Here is a 21,936-nt window from a genome sequence, read left to right as displayed (position 1 = left end):
TTATGTCCCCTCGATCACCACCGCCCTCGGCTGCCCGTCGACGCGACGGCGAACGCTCGCCAGAACGTCCGCGGCGGCGCGGAAGTCCAGCCGCGAGACCCGGCCGTGCTCGACGGTGAAGTCGAAGGCGACCTTGACCTCGCTCCGGTGGATCCAGGCCGCACCGGGCCGGTCCCCGACGAAGACCGGGAACGCGGCCGACGCCCCGCCGTTGAAGAAGGCGGCCACCTCCTCGGCACCCTCCATCCGCTCCGGCGTGCCCATCGCCGCCGCCGCGGCGTCGGCCTCCACCACGACGTCGGGGGCCAGCAGCCGCAGCAGGCGGGCGAAGTCGCCCTCGCGTGCCGCCGCCATGAAGGAGTCGACGACCTGCCAGTCGGCGAGGGTGTCCCTCGGTGCCCCGAGCGCCACCTTGGCCCGCGCCCGGGAGGCGAGCTTGCGCGCGGCCGCGGGCGAGGTGTCGAGCATCGCGGCGATGCTCGGGAAGTCCACGCCGAAGCTGTCGTGCAGCACGAACGCGACCCGCTCGGCGGGCGTCAGCCGGTCGAGCACGACCTGTAGCGCGATGCCCACCGTGTCCGCCAGCGCGACCTCCTCGGCCGGGTCGGCGCCAGCGCCGCTGCCCGTGCCCGCGGCCTCGTCCGGCAGGGTCTCCACCGGGACCGGGGTGCGCTCGCGCAGCCGGTCCAGGCACAGCCGGGAGGTCACGGTGGTGAGCCAGGCCGGGAGATCGTCGATGCCCTCCGGCGTACGGTGCAGCCGGAGCCATGCCTGCTGCACGACGTCCTGCGCGCCGTCGGGGTCGCGCAGGATGCGGGTCGCGATCCACACCAGCCGCTCCCGCTCGGCCTCGAACCCGACGCTCAGCTGCTCGTCCGTCGCCATGTGGTCACACTCTCCCCTCGCGCACCGTCATCACTGTGACGCATCCGGACCGGCCGGTGTGACAGCCAGGAGAGAGAAGATGAAGACGATGACCTGCCACGACCTCGGCGGCCCCTGCGCCCTCGCCCACCGCGGCGAGACCGCCGACGACGTGATCAAGGCCCAGGACAGGCACCTCAAGGAGGTCGTCAGGGCCGGCGACACCGCCCACGTCCCCGCCCGCGAGGAGATGAAGGGCCGCTGGCTCCACCCGAAGCGATCGATGGGCTGGTACAACGACGTCAAGCGCCGCTTCGCCGCCCTCCCCGAGGCCTGACCGCCCCCGATTTGGGTTCTCCCCGTACGACAGGTAACGTTCTGTTCACCGACGCGGGGTGGAGCAGCTCGGTAGCTCGCTGGGCTCATAACCCAGAGGTCACAGGTTCAAATCCTGTCCCCGCTACCAGGAGATCGAGGCCAGACATCGTCTGGCCTCGATCTGTTTTGTGACCCACCATCACCCGACCCCGGGAGTGGGGCCGTCAGTTGGAGATGCCGACCGCCGAGCCGACGTACGCCGGGGTCTGGATGATGTCCAGCATGAAGTCGGCGGCGTCGCCGACGGCGATGGAGTAGCCGGTCGCGCGTCCGGTGGCATCGGTCTTGAGCGTTCGGCGGTCGGGACCGCGCTTGAGGGCGGGCAGCCGGACGGCGGTCCACCGGAGTCCGCTGGCCGCGAGCACCGCCTCCATCTCGACCTTGGCGTCGAGGATGGGCGGGAGCCGGCGGGCGAACAGCGGGACGAGGACGCGCCGGAAGACGAAGGCGCCGGAGTCGGGCAGTCCCATGTTGGACGCGCACACGATGCGCTCGATGCCCCGAGCGCGCATCTCCTCGACGATGAGGCGGGTGGCGCTGGGCACCAGGTCGTTGGGCCGGCCGTCCCCGAGGCCGCCGACGCCGAGGTACTGGATCACGGCGTCGACGCCGTCCAGTGCCTCCGCGATGGCGACGGGGTCGAGGGCGTCACCGCGCACCACCCGCACCCCCGGAGGGGCCTTGGCGGCGCTGGCCTCGGAGCGGGCGAGGACCGTGACCTCGAGACCCCGGTCGAGGGCCTTGGCGACGGCCGCGCCGCCGCCCATGCCGGTCGAGCCGAAGATCGCGAGCCTCATGTCGTTCCTGTTCGTTTCGCGGGGTCGATGGTGGCGGGCGGGCCAGAGCTCATCCGTCGGGATGAGCGGCGTCCCACTCCTCGCGCTCGCGCTGCAGGGCGCGGTCGCCCTGCGTGCCGGCGTACCGGAGCGTGGTGTCGTGCAGGTCGGCGCCCCGGGCAAGGCGGCGGAGGTAGCGACGGCCGAGCACGGGGAAGCGGTCGATCCATCGCAGCGCGGCCGGATAGAAGGCGAGGCCGGGTGCCTCGGCACCGGCCGCACGGACGATCGCGGCCGCCGCGTCCTCGATGGTGCCCAGGCCGGGCGGTCCCTCCAGCCAGCGTTCGATGCCGCGGATCCCGCGCACCTCGAAGGACGCGGCGGAGTCGATCGCACCGAAGTCCAGCCCGACCACGCGTACGCCGTGGGGCCGGAGCTCCACCCCCATCATCTGGGTCATCGCCATGCCCGCGGCACGGGAGGCCGCGTAATGACCCAGATGCGGGTAGGGCGCGACACGCGCCATCGAGCCGACGTTGACGATCGTGCCGCTCCCCTGCTCGATCATCCGGGGTGCGATGCGGGCGACGAGCGCGGCCTGACTCCACACGTTGGTCTCGAACATCTCCCGCGCCTCGTCGCGATCGGCGCCGATCCAGGTCAGCGCCTGCATCGTGGTGCCGGCGTTGTTGATCACGACGTCGATGCCACCGAGCACCTCGAGCGCGGCATCGGCGAGTCGGACGGCCTCCCCACGGAGGCTCAGGTCGGCGGTCAGGACGCGGGCCTCGTGGCCGCCGTCCCGACCGATCTCCTCGGCGAGCGCCGTGAGCCGATCCTCCCGCCGGGCCGACAGCGCCAGGCGCGCGCCCCGGCGCGCCAGGAGCAGGGCGGCCTCGCGTCCCACCCCGGACGACGCTCCGGTCAGCAGGATCCGCTTCCCGTCGAGCGTCATCCGATTTACCTCTCACATGGCCGTTATTCGTCTCGAACGCTAGACCGCCATCCGACATGCGGTCAATAGCGGCCAGTCGTCCGCTATCGTTGGTGCCATGCCCCGGAGTAGTGCGACGGACGCGGCGCTGACGCGTGAGCGGATCCTGCATGCGGTCGTCGATCGCGCCTCCACGGAGGGGCTGAGCCACGTGAGCACGCGGTCGATCGCCCGCGATGTCGGACTGAGCAGCTCCGGCGCCCTCGGGCCGTTCGCGTCGCGGGAGTCGCTGCTGCGCGAAGCGCTCGACGTCGCCGTAGCGGAGTTCGTCGACCAGGTCGTGCTCCCGAGCCTGGAGCACGACGCGGGGCCGGCCCGCTTGGGCGTGATCGTGGAGCGGTGGCTCGCCTACCTCACCCACTGCCCCTTCCGTGGGGGCTGCGTCGTGACCGCCGTCTCGGTGGACCTGGACGGCCGGCCCGGCGAGCTGCGGGACGCCACGCGCGACGCGGTCGGGCGATGGCGCAGGTTCCTCGCCGACCAGTTCCGGGCCGCCGGCCGATCCGACGTCGAGGCCGTCGACGACGCGGTCGCCCTGATGGGCGTCGCGATGGCCCTCAACCAGGAGATCCAGCTCCTCGGGGAGTCCGGGACCGCGCTCGAGCGCGGGCGCCGCACGATGCGCGCGGTCATCGACCGGCGCAGTCCGTGCTGACGACCCTCGTCGACCACGCGGGCGGGCCGGCGGGATAGCGGACGGAGAGAGCGGGTACGACTCGACTCGTCAGCGACGTCGGCAGAGCGGGAGACGCGACGGTGAGCACGATTTCCTACGACCCGGGCACGGGCTACGACGAGGTCTTCGACGCCGACGGGCGGGTGCGGCCGCTGTACGCCGAGGTGATGGACCGGCTCGCCGGGACCGACCTCGACAAGCTGGCGCGCAGGGTCGCCGAGAGCCTCGAGGCGGACGGGGTCTACTTCGGCGGGGACGACCCGCATCCCTACTGCGTGGACCCGGTCCCCCGGCTCCTGACCGGCGACGAGTGGGACCTGCTGGCGCGGGGCGTCGCGCAGCGCACCCGGGTGCTCGAGGCCTTCGTCGGCGACGTCTACGGCGAGCGCCGGGCCGTGCGGCAGGGCATCGTGCCGGAGCGGGTGCTCGAGGCGACGCCGTACCTCGAGAAGGACCTCGTCGGCTGCCCGATCCCGACGGGCGGGTGGATCGGGGTCGCCGGCTTCGACCTGGTCCGCGGCGCCGACGGCCGCTTCCGCGTCCTCGAGGACAACCTGCGTACGCCGGCAGGCGCGGCGTTCGCCGAGGCGGCGAACCGCGTCACGGCCGAGGTCGCGGGCCTCGGCCCCGGACCCGGCTCCTTCCTGGCCGACACCGCGTCCGCGCTGCGGCGCGCGCTCGAGAGGAGCGCGCCCGACCTCGACGGCGAGCTCGTCCTCGTCAGCGACGGCGAGCACAACTCCGCCTGGTTCGAGCACCGCCGGCTCGCCGAGGCGGCGGGGCTGCGGCTCGCGCTGATCGAGGACCTGCGCAGCCGCGGTGGGCGGGTCGAGCTCGCCGACGGCACCCCCGTCCGGGCGTTCTACCGGCGCAGCGACTCCGACAGCATCCGCAGCGACGACGGGCGGATCATGCCGCTCGCGGCGACCGTGCTCGACGCGGTGTGCGAGAACCGGGTGGGCATGGTCAACCGCTACGGCGGCGGGGTGGCCGACGACAAGATGATCTACACCTATGTCGACGACCTCACCCGGCTCTACCTCGGCGAGGAGCCGATCCTGCCGTCGGTCACGACCTACGACCTGCTCGACGAGCGTCGGCTGGCCGACGCCGACGAGCGGCTGCACGAGTTGGTGGCCAAGCCGCGCGACGGCTACGGCGGCCAGGGCGTCGTGGTCGGGCCGGCCGCCACCGACGAGGAGATCGAGACCGCGCGGGCGGCGATCCACGCGGACCCGGAGGCCTGGATCGTGCAGGAGGTGGTCGAGCTCTCCACCCTGCCGGCCGTGGTCGACGGTCGGCTCGAGCCGCGCCACGTCGACCTGCGCGTGATCGCCGTCCGCGACGGCGACAGCCGGGACAGCGCTGCCGACGGCGGCGGCGATGACGCGACGGGGGTGACCCCCGTCCGCGGCGGGCTCACCCGGGTCGCGCTGGAGGCGGGCTCCATGGTGGTCAACTCCTCCCGCCGGGGTGGCGCGAAGGCGACGTGGGTCGTCTAGAGGTCGACCGGCACCTTGAGGTAGGCCCGGTACCCCTTGGCGACCGACCCGCTGACCGAGGCGAGCTGGCGGACTCCCCCGTCGTCGCCGAAGACGTTGTCCGAGCCGAGCGAGACCCGGTTGAGGTTGGCGGTCGACCCGGAGTAGAGCGAGGACCCGCTGTAGACCGCGGCCGCGGCGCTGCGCGGGAAGGCGAGCTGCGAGGTGGCCAGTGGGGTGCCGTCGTTGAGCGCGGCCCTCCGGTTGCGGTAGACCTCGAAGTGGATGTGCGGCCACCTCCCCGAGTAGCAGGCCGGGAAGATGCTGACGAACCTCACGCGGCCCTTCTTGCCGGTGATCTGGACGCCGCGGAGGTAGTTCTCGTCGGTGATGCCCGAGCTGTACATCGAGTAGTCGCCCGCGGCGTCGCAGTGCCAGGCGTAGACGGCCAGCCCCTTGACCGGCTTCCTCGTCGCCGTGTTGACCAGCTTGAAGACGAACGTGAGCGGCACGCCCTTCGCGAGGGTGGTGGAGCTGCCGAAGCTGCGCCGGATGTCGCGGCGCACGACGCCGCTCTGCTCCAGCACGTCGGGCCCGTTGGAGCCGTCGCCCGGGTAGGGGCCGGCGGTCTCGTTCGGGATCTCGACCGCGCTGGTCGAGGCCGACGCCGCGCCGGCGCCGAGGAGCACCGCGCCACCGGCCCCGAGCGCGCCCGCGCCCATCAGCCGCATCACGTCGCGACGCCGCTGGTGCCGCCCGAGCGTCTCCAGGTCGAAGCTCAGTCCCCGGTCGTGATCGGCCACGGTGCCGTCGTCGCTGCACATGCCCACCAGCATGGGCCCGGCTCGTGAGGACGGTGTCGGATCCGCGTGAGAGTCCGGTGAGAAGCCGCCTACGAGTCCGGCGCGCTGTGCTTCTGCCGGATCCGGCGGCGCGGCCGCCCGCCGACGTACGACGCCGCGGAGTCGACCAGAAAGCCCTGGGCGAGCAGCTCGCGGCCCACGAGCATCCGGTAGCCCATCGAGTCGCGGCGGGTCAGCGTGATCTCCGCCTCGACGACCTCGTCCAGGAGGCGGACCTCCAGCAGCACGACGTACCGCACCTGCGCGACGCCGTTGGAGGAGCGCACCTTGCGGCGATCGTGCACGGGCAGCTCGACCTCGACCGCGTCGTTGGCCGACCGCTGCAGCGGATGTATCTCGAAGCGGACCCAGGGCACCCCGTCCCGCGTGAACTCCTCGACGCCGAACGCGTGCAGCGACGAGGTCTGGGCTCCGGTGTCGATCTTGGCCTTCAGCCAGGGCACGCCCACGCCCGGCAGCCCCACCCACTCCCGCCAGCCCACCAGCCGGGCAGCATGATTGCCGGAGTCACCAGTCACGTCGTCTATCCAACCAGGATGCACAGATGAAGATCGCGATTCTGTCTCGCGCGCCCCGCGCCTACAGCACCCAGCGGCTTCGCGCCGCGGCCGTCGCCCGCGGCCACGAGGTGAAGGTGCTCAACACGCTGCGCTTCGCGATCGACCTCTCGGGCGACACGCCCGACCTGCAGTTCCGCGGCCGGCAGATCAGCGACTACGACGCGATCCTGCCGCGGATCGGCAACTCGATCACCTACTACGGCACCGCGGTGGTGCGGCAGTTCGAGCAGATGGACGTCTACACCCCCAACACCGCGGCCGGCATCGCCAACAGCCGCGACAAGCTGCGCGCCAACCAGATCCTGTCGCGCCACGGCATCGCGATGCCGCCGACCGCGTTCGTCCAGGGCCGCGCGGACGTGATCCCGGCGATCGAGCGGGTCGGCGGCGCGCCGGTCGTGATCAAGCTGCTCGAGGGCACCCAGGGCATCGGCGTCATCCTCGCCCCGGACATCAAGGTGGCCGAGGCGATCATCGAGACCCTGCAGTCCACCCGGCAGAACGTCCTCATCCAGAAGTTCATCAAGGAGTCCAAGGGCCGCGACATCCGCGCGCTGGTGGTGGGCGACCGCGTCGTGGCGGCCATGCGGCGTACGGCGAGGGGCGACGAGTTCCGCTCCAACGTGCACCGCGGCGGATCCGTCGAGCGCGTCGAGATCACGCCGGAGTACGAGCAGGCGGCCGTCCGCGCGGCGCAGATCATGGGCCTCAAGGTGGCCGGTGTGGACATGCTCGAGAGCGACGACGGGCCGCTGATCATGGAGGTCAACTCCTCCCCCGGCCTCCAGGGCATCGAGGAGGCGACCAAGCTCGACGTGGCCGGCGCGATCGTCGACTACATCGACAACCAGGTCGCCTTCCCCCAGATCGACGTGCGCGAGCGGCTCGCGGTGAGCACCGGCTACGGCGTCGCCGAGCTGGTCGTGCACGGCGACGCCGAGCTGGTCGGCAAGTCCCTCGGCGGCTCCGGCCTCCGCGAGCGCGACATCACCGTCCTCACGCTGCACCGCGGCTCGCTGGTCATCCCCAACCCGGCGGCGCGCAACATCCTCGAGGCCGAGGACCGGCTGCTCTGCTGGGGCAAGCTCGAGGAGATGCGCTCGATGATCCCCGAGCGGCCCAAGCGCCGGCCGCGGGTCAAGAAGTTGCCGAAGCAGCCGATCCCCGAGCAGACGATCTGAGCGAGCGCCGGCTCAGGGCAGCAGCCGGGGGATCCCCTTGGCCACGGTGTGCTGCAGTCCCAGCCCGACGATCCTGGCGAGGCCGGGCACGCGGGAGTCGAAGGCGATCGTGTAGTCGAGGTCGGTGCCGCCGTCGGGCCGGGCCGTCAGCCGCTGCACGCCGTGGTGGCCGTGGATGGGCAGCAGGCCGGAGGTGATGCGGTACTCGATCAGCGTCGGGGGCTGCGACACGGTGGTCGTCTCCACGAAGGCGGGCAGGACCGGCGCGATCTTCAGAGACCGCGCCGACCCGACGCCGTTGCGGGACGTCTCCCCGTCGCGCAGGCGCGTGATCCGCGCCCCGAAGACCGGGCCCAGGTTCTCGTGCTCGGACAGGGCGTCGAAGACGGCCTGGGGCGGAGAGGTGAACGAGTGCGTGACGTGCACGCGGACGGCGGCGCTCATGCGCCTACTCTGGCACGCCCGACCGGCTCCGTGCCCAGGTCCCGGCCGACTCCCGGCCACGCGACCTGGTCCTGAACACGACCCGTGACTGCACCGTGAAGCTCAGCGTCACCAGCGCGATCTCGGTGAGCAGCTTGGCCGGCAGCAACGGCACGCCGAGCGTCACCAGTGTGGCGAGCAGGAGGTAGTTCAGTCCGAGGACGACGACCGCGAGGGCGGCGTACCTCCGCACGGCACGGCCCAGGCGCGCCTCGTGCGCATGGTCGAAGACCAGGGAGCGGTTGACGGCGAAGTTCACGCACGCGCTCGTCAGGCGGGCGCCGAGCACGGCCAGCAGCAGCGAGCCGAAGCACGCCTGGAGCACGATCACCATGACGACGTCGATCGCGAAGCCGAGCAGCGAGGAGCCGAGGAAGGCCAGCAGGGGGCGGTAGATCCGGAGGGAGTCGACGACCGGGCGGAAGTGCGAGGAGGAGTTGTCGTCGAGGTAGACCGTCTCGATCGGCACCGTCCGCAGGTCGATCCCGGAGCGCGAGGCCTGGAGCAGCATGGTCAGCTCGTACTCGTAGCGCTCTCCGCCCACCTGGAGCAGCCAGGGCAGCAGCTCGGCCGGGAAGGCGCGCAGCCCGGTCTGGGTGTCGCGCAGCCGGGAGCCGGTCGCGAGCCGGAAGAGCAGCTGGGTGGCGTCGTTGCCGATCCGGCTGCGCAGCGGCACCGCGCCGTCGAACTCGCGCACACCGAGCACGATCTGGTCGCGCCGGCCGGGATCGACCGCGTCCGCGACCCGCAGCACGTCGGTGGCCAGGTGCTGTCCGTCGGCATCGGCGCAGACCACGACCCGTCCCAGCCGCAGCCCGTCGAGGAAGGCGAAGCCGGCCTTGAGCGCGGCCCCCTTGCCGCCGTTCGCCGGCTGGTGCAGCACGGTGGCGCCCAGCGCCTCGGCCTGCGCGAACAGCGGCGCGTACGCCGGCCCCGAGCCGTCGTCGACCACGAGCACGTCCACGCCCGGCCGCAGCCGGCGAAGCTCCTCGATGACGCCGACGAAGGCCGGTCCGGGGCAGTAGGCCGGGATGACCACCACCGGGAGCTCTGCCGCCGTGACAGGCCCGATCACCCTCGCCACGACGCTCACCCGGCCACGTAGAGGATGTCGGAGGTGCCGCGCTCGCCGCCGTTGCTCGGCCGGTTGACCACGTCGCCCTGGAAGTACATCGTCGAGGAGCCGCCGCCGTCGAGGTTGTAGGCGGTGACCGCACCGAGGTCCTGCATCAACGACGCGAACTCCGTCATGGTGACGCCGCGGCTGTAGCCCTTGTCCCGCCCGTCGACCACGACGAGCACGAGGTGGTTGGTGTCGACGAAGCCGATGCCGGTGCGCGGCTGCTCGCCCTGGATCGAGTGGTTGCCGAAGTTGGTGTCGACCTCGACCTCGTCGATGCCGTCGACGACCTCGCCGTTCTCCAGGAGCGGCGGCCCGAACGACAGCGTGTTCCAGACGCCGGCGTCGACCAGCTCCTGGGCGGTGGTCGCGGTCTCGTCGTACACGACGACCTCGCCGTCGCGGTAGAACGCGAGCCCCTCCCGGGCGCCCTTGTCGCGGTAGATCACCCCGTTGCGGATGACCATGCCGGTGCTGCGGAAGCCATAGTAGTCGCCGTTGATGGCGAAGACGGCGTCGTTGTCCTTCGCGATCGCGGAGGTCTTCTCGATGACGTTCTCGCCGAACTCGTTGTTGGCGAAGGCGGAGCGGAGGACGGTCGCGTCGGTGAGGACGACGTCGGCGACGAAGTAGGTCACGGTGTCGTTGCCGCTGCCCGTGGTCTTCTTGGTGACCGTGATGGTGGTGCCGTCGGCGCTCCAGCTGTCGTCGGTGGAGACGGCCTCACTGGTGTCGAGAGTCGTGCTGGTGACACCGGCGGCCTCCTCGTAGGCATCGACGTCGGCCACCTCGACGTGGTCGACCACGTAGGTGTCGAGCGCCCAGGCGCTGGCGCTGCCGGCGGCGACGACCGTCGCCGCTCCTCCGATCAGGAAGGAGCGCCGGGCGATCCGGCGCCGGCCCTCGCGGCGCTCACGGCCCTCGCGGTGGGCGGCCATCAGGAGCCCTGCCCGTCGGTGCCGGTGCCACCGCCGCCACCGGGACCGCCGCCGCTGGGACGGCTGCCGCCGCCCATGCCACCACCGCCGCCGCCACCGCCACCGGTGGTCGCCACCTCGGTGGCGGTGATCGTCGAGCCCTTCGTGAGGCCGTCGGTCGAGTCGGCGCTGGTGCCGTCGGCGGAGCCGGAGTAGACGGTGTAGTCCGTGTCGGCGGTCAGGGCGTCGGAGAGGACGATGAAGGAGGTGACGTCGGAGGCGAGGACGAAGCTCACCGCGATCGAGCCGTCGGAGCCGACCAGGGAGACGCGGTCGCCGGCCGAGGCGCCGTCGAGCGTCACCGAGGCCTCGGCGGGCGACTCGAGGTCGCCGTTGACGTCGACCGGCCCGTCGCCGCCCCCGCCGGTGCCGGCGTCGGAGTGGATCACGGTGGTGCCGCCGCTGATCGTGGCGGCACCGTTGGAGTCGAGGCCGTCCTTGGCGGCGGTGATCTCGACGGTGCCTCCGGCGATGGTGAGCAGTACGCCGTCCTCGGCCTGCTCGCTGCCGCCCTCGACCGTGCCGCTGGTGGTGTTGATCCCGTCGTCGCTGGCGACGATGTCGAGGGTGCCGCCGTTGATCGTGAAGATCGGCGCCTGGATACCCTCGGTCGATTCGGTGATGTCGACGGTGCCGCCGTCGATCTGGACCCAGCCGTACTCGCCCTCGTCGGTGTTGGTCGACTTCAGGCCCTTGCTGCCGGCGGCGATCGTGATGGTGCCGTCCTCGATCACCAGATAGTCCTTGCCCCGGATGCCGTCGTCGACCGCGGTGACGTCGATGGTGCCCGAGAGGATCACCAGGCCGTCCTTGGTGGCGATCCCGTCGGCGCTGTTGCCGTTGACGGTCAGCGAGCCGGACCCGGCGATCGTGAGGTCGGCCATCGAGAAGATGGTCGCGTCGGGCGCGTCCTCCTCCTCGTCGTCCGCACTGGAGGCGGCGGAGTCCGAGACCGTGTTGGTGGAGCCGTCGGCGAGGATGATGACGGCCTCGTCGGCCTCGGTGATGACGATCGGCTCGGTGGTCGCCGAGGTGATGTCCACCCCGTCCAGGACCAGCTTGACCTTCCCGTCACCGGTGCTGTTCACCACGATCTGGCCATCGGTGAGCGTGCCCGAGAGGATGTAGGTCCCGGCCTCGGTGATGGTGACGACGTCGCCGTCGACGCTCGCGCCGTCTCCGTCGACGGTCGACGCACCGTCGGCCAGCGTGATCGTGGTGGCATCGGAGGCGTCGTAGTCGCCGTCGTTGCTGTCGGCATGGGTGTCGTCGATCGTGGTGGCGGCGACCGTCTGGGTGGTCGTCGAGCCGCTCGAGGAGCTGCCGGACTCCGCGGCGCCGCAGGCGGTCACCGTGAAGAGCGTCAGCAGGGCGGCGGTGGAGGCGGCCGCGAGGCGGGTGCGGAAGGGGTGGTGGGACATCGTTGTCTCCTGGAGAGATCGGGGGGTTCAGGCGGCGCGGGGAACGCCGAAGCGGTTCATGACGCGGTGCCACTTCAGGCGGGGCAGGTCGGGATGCAGCGCGGCCATGCCGACGCCGAACTTGGAGATCGACACCGGGCGGTGGCCGTGGGACCACAGCAGGCGGTCGGCGGCCGACGGGGTGGCGCCGGTCTTGGTCTCGACGATGGCGAGGCGGGGACGGTCCAGGCTGCGGCCGGTGCCGATCGCGGCCCAGCCGAGGTCGACGTCGATCGTCACCCGGCTCGCGGGCCGCGCCTCGGATCCGGGCAGCAGCAGCGTGGAGCGGCGGTAGGTCGTCACCATGACGGGCTCGAGCGCGATCGCGGTCGGGACGATGCCGGTGACGAACGCACGCCCCTCGGCGGTGAGCTCGTCGGTCGTCTGCTCGATCCGCTGCTTGATCGTCTGGCCACGCGCGCCGTGCGTCTTGACCTCGAGCCAGCTGGTCCCGGTGTCGAGGTACTCGCGGGTGCGGACCTTCCAGCGGCCGCGCCGGCCACGACCGGAGGTGAGGAAGCTCTGCCGGTCCGGGGTGTCCAGGTAGACCGAGCGATAGCCGAAGTCGCGCACCCCGTCGATCTCGAGGACCCGCGTCTCCCGCGGTACGCCGTCCAGCAGGACGTCCACGTCACCCAGCGGCAGCACGTACTTCCTGTCGACCCGGGCGAGGAGAGCCGCCTCGTCGACCATCTCCTCCAGCGAGATCGGCTCCATGCCGGCGTACGGCTCCGCCACCACGGCCGTCCCGACGGTCATCGGACCGACTCCAGCGGGCGGGAGGTCGCGACGTGCGCGGCCGGCGACGCCGGGCCGGCGACCGGGCGGTGCCGGACGGAGACGAGCGTGGTGTCGTTGACCAGGTCGGTCCGGATCACCCGCACCGAGACGACGCGCGTGGAGAGCAGGCCCTCGAGGTGGGCGATGATGCCGGCGCGGTCGGTGAGCGCCCGGTCGAGCAGCAGCTCCTGGCTCTCGGGGCGGCTCGCGATGCGCGGGTGGTCGCCCACCGCGATGGCGACGAGGATCGCGGCCATGAGGCCCAGGTCGGTCCAGCTCGTGCCGGCGCTCAGGCCGCCGAGGAGGCCGAGGGCGAGTGAGGCGAAGTAGTAGGCGATCTCGTGCTGGGCGAGCTCCTCGGAGCGCAGCCGGATGATCGACAGGATGCCGAAGAGCCCGAGCCCGATTCCCGCGCCGATGGTGCTCGCCGACAGCGCGGCCGAGACGGCGAGCACGCCCACGTTGGTGGTCAGGAAGGCGACGATCATCTCGGGGCGTCGATGCCGGGGCAGGAAGAGGCCGAAGACGAGGACGCAGATCGCGATCACGTCGGCGAGGTAGAGAACGGAGGTGGGCAGCACGGTGAACTCCTGGGAAACGGGGACTGACACCATGAGTTCACCGGGCCGGGATGAGGGGAGCCGGAGTTCGCGCTATGGAGACCCTGAAATTGCTGGCTTCGCACCCGAATGATCCGCGCCCGGCGCGGAAACACCCCCGGTATGCCTCCCATCAAGTCACTCATCGTCATCGCGCTCGGCGCTGCGATCGCCTACCTGATCGCGCGCCTGACCGGCATCACCTCGCGTGAGGATGCCGTTGCCCTCGCCAACCAGGCCGCCGACCTCGCCGCCGAGAAGAAGGACGTCGCGGTGAGCGCGGCCTCCGACGCGGCGAGCGTCGTCGCGGAGAAGGCGGGCGAGCTCGCCCACAAGGCCGCCGACGCCGCCCAGTCCGTCAAGCACTGAGTCGGCGCCGGCCGGCGCCGATCCGGCCAGGGCCCGTGAGCAGCGCGGCCGTCGCGGTGCCGGCTAGGACGTCGTAGGTCCCCACCTCGCCGGCGCCGTCGGCGGCCGCGCGTCTCACGGGTGGAAGTCGAGCACGGTCCGCACGTAGCTCGCGACCGCCTCCTCACGCCCGACGTCGGCGCCGCGGGCCTCGCTGAGGAACCAGCGGTGCTGGCTGATCTCGAAGTAGAGCTCGGCGTCCGGCAGCCGGCCCCGCAGGTCGGGCGGGACGAGCCCGAGGGTGCCGAAGTACTTGTCGTCGAGCCACTCGCGCGCGGCCTGGTCCTCCGGGATCGGGTGACCGACGCCGGCCTCCCACCGCGCGCGGAACCGCGCCAGCTCCGCGAGCAGGGCCCGGGCCTGGTTCTCCTGGACGTCGAGACCGGTGAGCTGGAAGAGCCGCCGCACGTGGTGGCCGGACTCGACGACCTGCGGCTGGTAGCGGAGCAGCGACCCGCCCTCCATCGGCGCGATCTCGATCTGGTCGATGTCGAACCCCAGCTGGTTGAGCCGGCGGACCCGCTGGTCGATGCGGAAGCTCTCGTCGCGCGGGATCACCTCGGGGCTGGTGAGCTCCCACCACAGGTCCTCGTACCTCGGCCGCAGCTGCTCGGCGATCGCCACCGGGTCGAGGTCACCGGTGGTCGCGCCGCTCGCGAGCACGTCGAAGAGCTCGCCGAGGATGTTCACCGTCGCGACCTCGATGTCCCAATCCCGCTGCCCGTCGCTCAGGCTCGGATGGATCTCCCCCGTCTCGGCGTCGACGAGGTACGCCGACAGGGCCCCCGCGTCCCGGCGGAACAGGGTGTTGGAGAGCGAGCAGTCGCCCCAGTAGAAGCCGGCCAGATGGAGCCGGACGAAGAGCACCGCCAGCGCGTCGATGAGGCGGTCGCGCACCTCCAGCCCGCGGGGCTCGAGGAAGAGGGCGCGGTAGGGCACGGAGTAGGACAGGTGCCGGGTGATGAGGAGACCGCCCAGCTCCTCGCCCTCGGCGTCGGTGCGGCTCGTCACCGTCCCGAAGGCGTGGACCGAGGGGACGCCGCGCTCCTCGAGCTCCCGGAGCAGTCGGTACTCCGCGGTGACGAACCGGTCGGTCGCCTCCTTGAGCGCGAAGACCTCCGTCCCGGCACGCACGAACCGGACGACGTGCCGCGAGATGCCGCGGGGCAGGTCCACCAGCGCCGGGACGTCCCACTCCTCCAGCGGGACGCCGAAGGGCAGGTCGAGCAGAGCGGTCGCGACGCCGGAGAAGGTGATCCTGCAGGTGGCGGGCACGGCCACGGCGGGCCGCCTCAGCCTCCGAGCCGGAGGCCGGTCTCGGCGTCGAAGAGGTGCACGTTCGACGGATCGGCGACCACGGTGAGGACCTGCCCCTTCTGGATCCGGTCGCGGGCCCCGACGCGGACCACGATGTTGCGCTCCTCGCCGCCGAGCGAGGTCGCGCCGTAGACGTAGCCGTCCGAGCCGAGCTCCTCGACCACGAGGACGTCCAGCGTGAGGCCGGGCTCGGTCTCCGGCACCACCTTCCATGCCTCGGGGCGCACGCCGACGATGACCTCGCCGGACGCCCCGGCGATGGGGAAGGAGTAGCCCCCGAGGTTGACGACGCCGTCGTTGGCGGTGGCCGGCAGCAGGTTCATCTGCGGCGAGCCGATGAAGCCCGCGACGAAGACGTTGGCCGGGCGGTCGTAGAGGTCGAGCGGCGTGTCGACCTGCTGCAGCTCGCCGAGGTTCATCACCGCGACCCGGTCCCCCATCGTCATCGCCTCGACCTGGTCGTGCGTGACGTAGACGGTCGTGACCCCGAGGTCGCGCTGGAGCTTGGCGATGTCGGTGCGGGTCTGGACGCGCATCTTCGCGTCGAGGTTCGACAGCGGCTCGTCCATGAGGAAGACCTGCGGCTCGCGGACGATGGCCCGGCCCATCGCCACCCGCTGGCGCTGGCCTCCCGAGAGCGCCTTCGGCTTGCGATCGAGGAACTGGGTGAGCCCGAGGATCTCGGCGGCCTCGCGGACCCGCCGCTCCTGCTCGGCCTTGGGCAGCTTGGCCATCTTCAGCGCGAACGCCATGTTCTCCGCGACGCTCATGTGGGGGTAGAGCGCGTAGTTCTGGAACACCATCGCGATGTCCCGGTCCTTGGGCGGCACGCGGGTGACGTCGCGGTCGCCGATGAGGATGCGACCGGAGCTGACCTCCTCGAGCCCGGCGAGCATCCGCAGCGTCGTGGACTTGCCGCAGCCGGACGGCCCGACGAGCACCATGAACTCGCCGTCCTTGATCTCCAGGTCCATCCCGGGAACGGCGGGCGAGTCAGCTCCCGGATACCAGCGCTGTGCCTTGTCGAAGGTGATCGATGCCATCGAGGAACCTGCTTCGTGTGGTCGGTCGTGGTGTGTGGACAGCGCCCAGCGTACTGACTAATGTGACGCACGTCACGCTTGTGTTCACGTTGTGATGACAAGCCTGTCCCACACCAAGGAGGGATGGCACATGGCCAACTCGTACAGCCGCCGACGGGGCCTCGCGGTCGGAGCCGCACTCGTCAGCACCACTCTGCTTCTCACCGCCTGCGGCGGTGGCGGCGACGACGACAAGGCCAGTGGCACCTCGCCGGGCAAGGGGAAGGCCGAGTGCGAGTCGCTGGGCCTGGACTCCTACGGCGACCTCACCGGAAAGTCCGTCCACGTCTACACCGGCATCGTCACCCCCGAGGACCAGTCCCAGAAGGACAGCTACAAGCTGTTCACCACCTGCACCGGCGCCAAGGTCGAGTACGAGGGGTCCAAGGACTTCGAGGCCCAGGTCGTCGTCCGGGCGCGTGGTGGCAACGCCCCCGACATCGCCTACGTTCCGCAGCCCGGCCTGCTCAACACGCTCGTCCAGACCGGCAAGGTCGTCGAGGCGCCCGACGCGGTCGCCGACAACGTCGACAAGTGGTGGGGCGAGGACTGGAAGAGCTACGGCTCGGTCGACGGCACGTTCTACGCCGCCCCGCTCGGCGCGAACGTGAAGTCGTTCGTCTGGTACAGCCCGAAGATGTTCAAGGAGAAGGGCTGGACCGTCCCCACCACGTGGGACGAGCTGATGACGCTCACCCAGAAGATCGCCGCCACGGGGATGAAGCCCTGGTGCGCAGGCGTCGAGTCCGGCGAGGCCACCGGCTGGCCGCTCACCGACTGGCTCGAGGAGCTCGTGCTCCGCACCGCGGGGCCCGACACCTATGACGACTGGATCAGCCACGACATCCCGTTCAACGACCCGAAGATCGCGACCGCGCTCGACAAGGTCGGCGACATCCTGAAGAACCCGAAGTACGTCAACGGCGGCATCGGCGACGTGAACTCGATCGCCACCACGGCGTTCCAGGAGGGCGGCCTGCCCATCACCGAGGGCACGTGCGCGCTGCACCAGCAGGCCTCCTTCTACGCGGCCAACTGGCCCGAGGGCACCGACGTGAGCGAGAACGGCGACGTCTTCGCCTTCTACGAGCCCTCGGTCGACGCCAGCTCCAAGCCGGTCGAGGGCGGCGGCGAGTTCGTGGCGGCGTTCAACAAGAACCTCGCCACGCAGGCCTTCCAGACCTACCTGTCGACCGACACCTGGGCCAACGAGAAGGCCAAGGCCACGACCTCCGGCGGCTGGGTGAGCGCCAACAAGGGTCTCGACGCCAACAACCTCGTCAGCCCGATCGACAAGCTCTCGGCCTCGATCCTGCAGGACCCGGACGCCGTCTTCCGCTTCGACGCCTCGGACCTGATGCCGGCCGACGTGGGCTCCGGCTCGTTCTGGAAGCAGATGGTCAACTGGATCACGGGTCAGGACACCCAGAAGACGCTCGACGAGATCGAGGCGTCCTGGCCGGCGTCCTGACGTACGAGTCCGAGACCGAGTCCGAATGAGCGTGTGAGAGCCGGGAGGTCCCATGTCCACAGGTGAGAAGCTGCTGCAAGCGCTTCTGGTCGTCGCCGTCTTCTTCGCGGTGATCGCCCTCATCCTGGTCGCGACCTCCCGGCTCCGCTCGCGGGTCGGAGAGGTGATCCAGTCGGCGGCGTTCGTGCTGCCGGCCTCGGCCCTGATCGGGGTCGGCCTGCTCTACCCGGCGGTCAACTCGATCTACCTGTCCTTCAAGGACCGCTTCAGCCAGAACTTCGTCGGGCTCGACAACTACAAGGCGATCTTCACCGACGCCGACCTGCTGCGGGTGCTGCTCAACACCGCGGTGTGGGTGGTCGTGACGCCGATCGTCGCCACCATGATCGGCCTGCTCTATGCCGTGCTCGTCGACCACGCGCGGTTCGAGCGCACGGCGAAGGCCGTCATCTTCCTGCCGATGGCGATCTCCCTGGTGGGCGCCTCGCTGATCTGGAAGTTCGTCTACGACGACAAGATCGGCATCCTCAACGCCACCACCGACGCGCTGGGCCTGGGACGGCACCACTGGCTGATCAACAGCCCGTGGAACACGTTCTGGCTGATCATCATCCTCATCTGGGTCCAGGCGGGGTTCGCGATGACGGTGCTCTCGGCGAGCATCAAGGCGATCCCGACCGACATCGTCGAGGCCGCGCGGCTCGACGGGGTCGGGGGGTGGAGGATGTTCCGCTACATCACCGTGCCGAGCATCCGGCCCACGATCGTCGTGGTCCTCACGACGATCACCATCACCACGCTCAAGGCCTTCGACGTCGTGCGCCAGACGACCGGCGGCAACTACAAGACGAGCGTGCTGTCCTACGAGTACTACCGGCAGAGCTTCCAGTCGGCCAACTTCGGCCTCGGCTCCGCGCTGGCGGTGCTCATCTTCGTGCTCGTCCTCCCCGTCGTGATCTACAACGTCCGGCAGATGCGCCAACTGGAGGCCCGATGACCGCCGTCCCGCTCACCGAGATCGCCGCGCCCGCCCCGAAGCCGGCCAGCGCGTCCAGCAAGGCGAAGGACGCGCTCTCCAACCCCTGGGCCTCGCTCGCGGCCTTCGTCATCGCGGTCTTCTGGACCATCCCGACCGCGGGACTGCTGATCTCCTCGTTCCGGCCCGAGTCGGAGGTGAAGACGACCGGCTGGTGGCACGTCTTCACCTCGCCGTCGTTCACCCTCGACAACTACCGCGCCGTGCTCGGCGGCGACGGCGACGCGGCGCTCGGCCCGTTCGTGATCAACTCGATCGCGATCACCCTGCCCGCGGTGATCATCCCGATCTTCCTCGCCACGATGGCGTCGTACGCCTTCGCCTGGATGAGCTTCCGTGGCCGCAACCTGCTCTTCATCGCGATCTTCGCGCTGCAGATCGTGCCGATCCAGGTGACGCTGGTGCCTCTGCTCAACCTCTACGGCGACCTCGGCCTCCAGGGCCAGGACGCCCCGGCCGGGGGCTTCTACTCGCTGTGGCTCTCGCACACGATGTTCGCGCTGCCGCTGGCGATCTTCCTGCTGCACAACTTCATGCGCGAGATCCCCGGCGAGCTGATCGAGTCCGCCCGGATCGACGGCGCGACGCACCCGCAGATCTTCCTGCGCCTGATCCTGCCGCTGATGATGCCGGCGATCGCGGCCTTCGGCATCCTGCAGTTCCTCTGGGTGTGGAACGACCTGCTCGTCTCCCTGGTCTTCGGCGGCTACCAGATCTACCCGATCAACGCCCAACTCGCGGCGCTCGCCGGCACCCGCGGCTCCTCGTGGCACCTGCTGTCCGCCGGCGCGTTCGTCTCGCTCATCATCCCGCTGGTGGTCTTCCTCGCCCTGCAGCGCTTCTTCGTCCGCGGCCTGCTGGCCGGCTCGGTGAAGGGCTGAGGCGGCGAGTGGCGCGACACCTGCCGCTCGGGCCGGACCTCCGATTCGGGGCCGCGACGGCGTCCTACCAGATCGAGGGCGCGACCGACGTGGACGGCCGCGGGCCCTCGATCTGGGACACCTTCGCGCGTACGCCGGGCGCGGTCCGCGACGGCAAGGACGGTCGTGACGCGCCCGACTCCTACCACCGCTACGCCGAGGACGCCGACCTGCTGCGCGACCTCGGCGTCGACTACTACCGCTTCTCGGTCGCCTGGCCGCGGATCGTGCCGCAGGGGCGGGGCCGGATCGAGCCACGCGGGCTCGACTACTACGACCGGGTGGTGGACGCCGTCCTGGAGCGGGGCGTCACCCCGACCGGCACGCTCTACCACTGGGACCTCCCCCAGCCGCTGGAGGACGCCGGCGGGTGGCTGACCCGCGACACGGCGTACGCCTTCGCGGACTACGCGATGGTGGTGCACGAGCGCCTGGGCGACCGCGTCAAGGTCTGGGCGACCCACAACGAGCCGTGGTGCGCCGCCTACCTCGGCTACTCCGCCGGCGTGCACGCGCCGGGCCTCCGGGCCGGCGGCCGCGCCCACCGCGCCGCCCACCACCTCATGCTCGGCCACGGGCTGGCCGCCGAGCGGCTGCACGCGGCGGGCTGCGAGGACGTCGGCATCGTGCTCAACCTCGCGCCGGTGTGGCCCGAGAGCCGGGACCCGGCGCTGCTCGAGGCGGCCGACGGCGTGGACGCGATCCGCAACCGGGTGTGGCTGGGCCCCCTCGTCGACGGCGCGTACGACGAGGGGCTGCTGAAGGTCGCTCCCGAGCTGTCCGACCCCGAGCTCGTCCGCGACGGCGACCTCGGCCTGGTCCGCGGCAGCGCCGACTGGCTGGGGATCAACTACTACACGCCGGTGCGGCCGGGGCCTGCGGCGCCCACCCTGCCCGGCCGGGAGACGCACCCCGAGACCGGCGCCTATCCCGGCGTCGCGCCGGTCGCCTTCCTCGTGCGGGACCCGCGCACCGACATCGGCTGGGAGGTCGAGCCGGTGGGGCTCGAGGAGCTCCTCGTCGAGACCCACGCGCGGACCGGGCTGCCGCTCATGGTCACCGAGAACGGCGCGGCCTACAGCAGCGGCGTGGAGGACGAGGACCGGATCGCCTACCTCGAGGGGCACGTCGCGGCCACCGAGCGGGCGCGGGTGGCCGGCGCCGACGTGCGGGCCTACATCGTGTGGACGCTGCTGGACAACTTCGAGTGGGCGGAGGGCTACACCCAGTTCTTCGGCATCGTCGCCGTCGACCCGGTCACGAAGGACCGCACCCCCAAGGCGTCCTACCACTGGCTGCGGCAGCGCCTCGGGGGCTGAGCGGGCGGTCGGTCAGGCGGTCGGTCAAGCGATCGGGCCGGTGCCGAGGGTCACGGTGGCCGACTTCGTGGCCCCCGACGAGGTGGTCCAGGTGACCTTCGCCTGCTCCCCCGGCTCGGTCTGCGCGACGAGGTCGTGGAGCTGGTCGGCCGACGCGACCGCGGTGCCGTTGAAGGAGGTGATGGTGTCGCCCACGACGATCCCCGCCTTCTCGGCCGCCTCGCCGTCGGCGACCTCGGCCACCGTCGCCTCGGTCGACGTGGTGGACAGGCCGATGCCGAGGTAGCCCGGGTAGCCGAGGGTGATGTCCCCGGACGTCGAGCCGTCGAGGATCTCGTCGACGACCGACTCGACCGTCGCGATCGGGATGGCGTAGCCGATCACCGTGCTGCCGCCGCTGCTCGCCGCGACGTTCATGCCGACGACCTCGCCGTCGGAGTCGAGGACGGCGCCGCCGGAGTCGCCGGGCACGATGTAGGCGTCGAGCTCCATCAGGTCGGTGAGCTGGCTGGAGCCGCCGCCGCTCTCGTCTTGGACGGTGATGTCCTGGTCGAGCGCGGAGACGGTGCCCGGGGAGGCGGTGAGGCTGCCGCCGTCGCCGTTGGCGTCGCCGACCGAGGTGATCTCGTCGCCGACCGCGGCCGCGTCGTCGGAGAGGTCGACGGTCTCCAGGCCGCTGGCGTCCTGCAGGCGGAGCACCGCGACGTCCGCGGTCGCGTCGCCGCCGACGTACGTCGCCGTGTAGGTCTTGCCGGTCGAGACGACCGTGACCTTGACCGAGGTGGCGCCCTCGACGACGTGGTGGTTGGTGACGATGAGGCCGCTGGAGGTGAGGATCATGCCGGTGCCGGCCGCGGTGCCCCCGGAGACCGTGGAGGTGATCTCCACGATGCCCGTCGACTGCTCGTCGGTGGCGTCGCTGGTGGAGTCGGCGGTGGCGCCCTGGGCGTTGCCGCTGCCGCCCGAGAGCCCGCCGCCCTGGCCGAACTGCGGGAACTGGCCGAAGCCGCCCTGGGAGCCGAGGCCCGAGGAGCCGCTCGAGCCGTCCGAGCCACCGGAGCCGCTGCCGGGATAGCCGGTCGACGGGAGGCTGTCCTGCCAGCTGCCGGACGAGCTGCTGCCGCTGGACTGCCGCTCGACGGCGGCGGTCGTGGTCGAGCCGGCGAGGGCGGTGGCCGCGCCGGCCACGCC

The 21,936-nt window shown here is 71.2% G+C and carries 23 protein-coding genes, 1 tRNA gene and 1 pseudogene; 10 read left to right on the top strand and 15 right to left on the bottom strand.

What is annotated here, in order from left to right:
* Positions 1-885 (bottom strand): sigma-70 family RNA polymerase sigma factor, encoded by an 885-nt coding sequence (locus QM572_RS00365; RefSeq protein ID WP_415088833.1) that lies wholly within the window; start codon positions 883-885, stop codon positions 1-3.
* Between the two features lie 79 nt (positions 886-964).
* Between QM572_RS00365 and QM572_RS00360 the strand changes: the two genes are divergently transcribed.
* Together QM572_RS00360 and QM572_RS00355 are read left to right on the top strand one after the other, a co-directional pair.
* The gene (locus QM572_RS00360; RefSeq protein ID WP_415088831.1) at positions 965-1,201 is read left to right on the top strand and encodes a DUF1059 domain-containing protein; all 237 of its coding nucleotides are present in this window, start codon (positions 965-967) and stop codon (positions 1,199-1,201) included.
* A gap of 52 nt (positions 1,202-1,253) precedes the next feature.
* Positions 1,254-1,330: transfer RNA gene (locus QM572_RS00355), tRNA-Met, on the top strand.
* A 76-nt stretch (positions 1,331-1,406) separates the two neighbouring features.
* Here the strand turns inward: QM572_RS00355 and QM572_RS00350 are convergent.
* Both QM572_RS00350 and QM572_RS00345 read right to left on the bottom strand, forming a co-directional pair.
* A complete protein-coding gene (locus QM572_RS00350) occupies positions 1,407-2,039 on the bottom strand; it encodes an NAD(P)-dependent oxidoreductase (RefSeq protein ID WP_415088829.1) in 633 nt (210 codons plus the stop codon).
* A 49-nt stretch (positions 2,040-2,088) separates the two neighbouring features.
* Positions 2,089-2,973, bottom strand: a complete 885-nt coding sequence (locus QM572_RS00345; protein ID WP_415088827.1) for an SDR family NAD(P)-dependent oxidoreductase — start codon at positions 2,971-2,973, stop codon at positions 2,089-2,091.
* 97 nt (positions 2,974-3,070) lie between these two features.
* On the opposite strand from QM572_RS00345, the gene QM572_RS00340 reads away from it, so the two are divergent.
* Together QM572_RS00340 and QM572_RS00335 are read left to right on the top strand one after the other, a co-directional pair.
* On the top strand, positions 3,071-3,667 hold the full coding sequence (locus QM572_RS00340) for a TetR/AcrR family transcriptional regulator (protein ID WP_415088825.1): 597 nt from the start codon (positions 3,071-3,073) through the stop codon (positions 3,665-3,667).
* A gap of 101 nt (positions 3,668-3,768) precedes the next feature.
* Positions 3,769-5,190 carry a circularly permuted type 2 ATP-grasp protein gene (locus QM572_RS00335; protein ID WP_415088823.1) on the top strand — a complete coding sequence of 474 codons (1,422 nt, stop codon included), beginning with the start codon at positions 3,769-3,771 and terminating at the stop codon, positions 5,188-5,190.
* On the opposite strand, the gene QM572_RS00330 is transcribed toward QM572_RS00335, so the two are convergent.
* On the bottom strand, positions 5,187-6,005 hold the full coding sequence (locus QM572_RS00330; protein WP_415088821.1) for a 3,4-dioxygenase subunit beta: 819 nt from the start codon (positions 6,003-6,005) through the stop codon (positions 5,187-5,189). The genes QM572_RS00335 and QM572_RS00330 overlap by 4 nt on opposite strands.
* 56 nt (positions 6,006-6,061) lie before the next feature.
* Positions 6,062-6,550 carry an ATP-dependent zinc protease gene (locus QM572_RS00325; protein ID WP_415088819.1) on the bottom strand — a complete coding sequence of 163 codons (489 nt, stop codon included), beginning with the start codon at positions 6,548-6,550 and terminating at the stop codon, positions 6,062-6,064.
* Positions 6,551-6,576: 26 nt separating this feature from the next.
* Between QM572_RS00325 and QM572_RS00320 the strand changes: the two are divergent.
* A pseudogene (locus QM572_RS00320) lies at positions 6,577-7,437 on the top strand (ATP-grasp domain-containing protein); the annotation flags it as partial.
* Between the two features lie 348 nt (positions 7,438-7,785).
* Here the strand turns inward: QM572_RS00320 and QM572_RS00315 are convergent.
* From QM572_RS00315 to QM572_RS00290, 6 genes are read right to left on the bottom strand one after another with little or no spacing between them, the layout of a single operon-like run.
* Complete coding sequence (locus tag QM572_RS00315) at positions 7,786-8,217, bottom strand: SRPBCC family protein (protein WP_415088817.1); 432 nt, start codon at positions 8,215-8,217, stop codon at positions 7,786-7,788.
* A 4-nt stretch (positions 8,218-8,221) separates the two neighbouring features.
* Entirely contained in the window at positions 8,222-9,349 is a 1,128-nt protein-coding gene (locus QM572_RS00310; RefSeq protein WP_415088815.1) for a glycosyltransferase, read from the bottom strand.
* The gene (locus tag QM572_RS00305) at positions 9,346-10,314 is read right to left on the bottom strand and encodes a phosphodiester glycosidase family protein (protein ID WP_415088813.1); all 969 of its coding nucleotides are present in this window, start codon (positions 10,312-10,314) and stop codon (positions 9,346-9,348) included. The genes QM572_RS00310 and QM572_RS00305 overlap by 4 nt, the downstream gene beginning before the upstream one ends.
* Positions 10,314-11,774 (bottom strand): carbohydrate-binding domain-containing protein, encoded by a 1,461-nt coding sequence (locus QM572_RS00300; protein ID WP_415088811.1) that lies wholly within the window; start codon positions 11,772-11,774, stop codon positions 10,314-10,316. The genes QM572_RS00305 and QM572_RS00300 overlap by 1 nt, the downstream gene beginning before the upstream one ends.
* A 27-nt stretch (positions 11,775-11,801) precedes the next feature.
* Positions 11,802-12,572, bottom strand: coding sequence for a polyphosphate polymerase domain-containing protein (locus tag QM572_RS00295; RefSeq protein ID WP_415088809.1), 771 nt, complete (start codon positions 12,570-12,572; stop codon positions 11,802-11,804).
* Positions 12,569-13,174, bottom strand: coding sequence for a DUF4956 domain-containing protein (locus QM572_RS00290; protein WP_415088807.1), 606 nt, complete (start codon positions 13,172-13,174; stop codon positions 12,569-12,571). The genes QM572_RS00295 and QM572_RS00290 overlap by 4 nt, the downstream gene beginning before the upstream one ends.
* A gap of 141 nt (positions 13,175-13,315) precedes the next feature.
* Here QM572_RS00290 and QM572_RS00285 point away from each other — a divergent pair, with 141 nt between their 5' ends.
* Positions 13,316-13,561, top strand: coding sequence for a hypothetical protein (locus QM572_RS00285; RefSeq protein WP_415088805.1), 246 nt, complete (start codon positions 13,316-13,318; stop codon positions 13,559-13,561).
* Here QM572_RS00285 and QM572_RS00280 read toward each other — a convergent pair.
* From QM572_RS00280 to QM572_RS00270, 3 genes are read right to left on the bottom strand one after another with little or no spacing between them, the layout of a single operon-like run.
* Positions 13,551-13,679, bottom strand: coding sequence for a hypothetical protein (locus QM572_RS00280; RefSeq protein WP_415088803.1), 129 nt, complete (start codon positions 13,677-13,679; stop codon positions 13,551-13,553). The genes QM572_RS00285 and QM572_RS00280 overlap by 11 nt on opposite strands.
* Positions 13,676-14,881 carry a DUF4032 domain-containing protein gene (locus QM572_RS00275; RefSeq protein WP_415088801.1) on the bottom strand — a complete coding sequence of 402 codons (1,206 nt, stop codon included), beginning with the start codon at positions 14,879-14,881 and terminating at the stop codon, positions 13,676-13,678. The genes QM572_RS00280 and QM572_RS00275 overlap by 4 nt, the downstream gene beginning before the upstream one ends.
* Before the next feature lie 11 nt (positions 14,882-14,892).
* A complete protein-coding gene (locus QM572_RS00270) occupies positions 14,893-15,960 on the bottom strand; it encodes an ABC transporter ATP-binding protein (RefSeq protein WP_415088799.1) in 1,068 nt (355 codons plus the stop codon).
* A gap of 130 nt (positions 15,961-16,090) precedes the next feature.
* Here QM572_RS00270 and QM572_RS00265 point away from each other — a divergent pair, with 130 nt between their 5' ends.
* Genes QM572_RS00265 through QM572_RS00250 form a run of 4 tightly spaced genes read left to right on the top strand, consistent with a single transcriptional unit; the run spans position 16,091 to position 20,745 of the window.
* A complete protein-coding gene (locus QM572_RS00265; protein WP_415088797.1) occupies positions 16,091-17,470 on the top strand; it encodes an ABC transporter substrate-binding protein in 1,380 nt (459 codons plus the stop codon).
* Positions 17,471-17,522: 52 nt separating this feature from the next.
* Complete coding sequence (locus QM572_RS00260; protein ID WP_415088794.1) at positions 17,523-18,467, top strand: carbohydrate ABC transporter permease; 945 nt, start codon at positions 17,523-17,525, stop codon at positions 18,465-18,467.
* Positions 18,464-19,387 (top strand): carbohydrate ABC transporter permease, encoded by a 924-nt coding sequence (locus QM572_RS00255; protein ID WP_415088792.1) that lies wholly within the window; start codon positions 18,464-18,466, stop codon positions 19,385-19,387. Before QM572_RS00260 ends, QM572_RS00255 begins: the two co-directional genes overlap by 4 nt.
* Positions 19,388-19,395: 8 nt before the next feature.
* Positions 19,396-20,745: a GH1 family beta-glucosidase gene (locus tag QM572_RS00250; RefSeq protein ID WP_415088790.1), complete on the top strand. Its 1,350-nt coding sequence runs from the start codon at positions 19,396-19,398 to the stop codon at positions 20,743-20,745.
* A gap of 24 nt (positions 20,746-20,769) precedes the next feature.
* On the opposite strand, the gene QM572_RS00245 is transcribed toward QM572_RS00250, so the two are convergent.
* Positions 20,770-21,936 (bottom strand): S1C family serine protease (locus tag QM572_RS00245; protein ID WP_415088788.1); only part of this gene is annotated, 1,167 nt, incomplete at its 5' end.

The sequence above is a fragment of the Nocardioides sp. genome (assembly GCF_047607365.1).
Lineage (GTDB): Bacteria > Actinomycetota > Actinomycetes > Propionibacteriales > Nocardioidaceae > Nocardioides.
The sequence above is the reverse complement of the archived record's forward strand: the minus strand, read 5'-3'. Positions and strand labels throughout refer to the sequence as shown.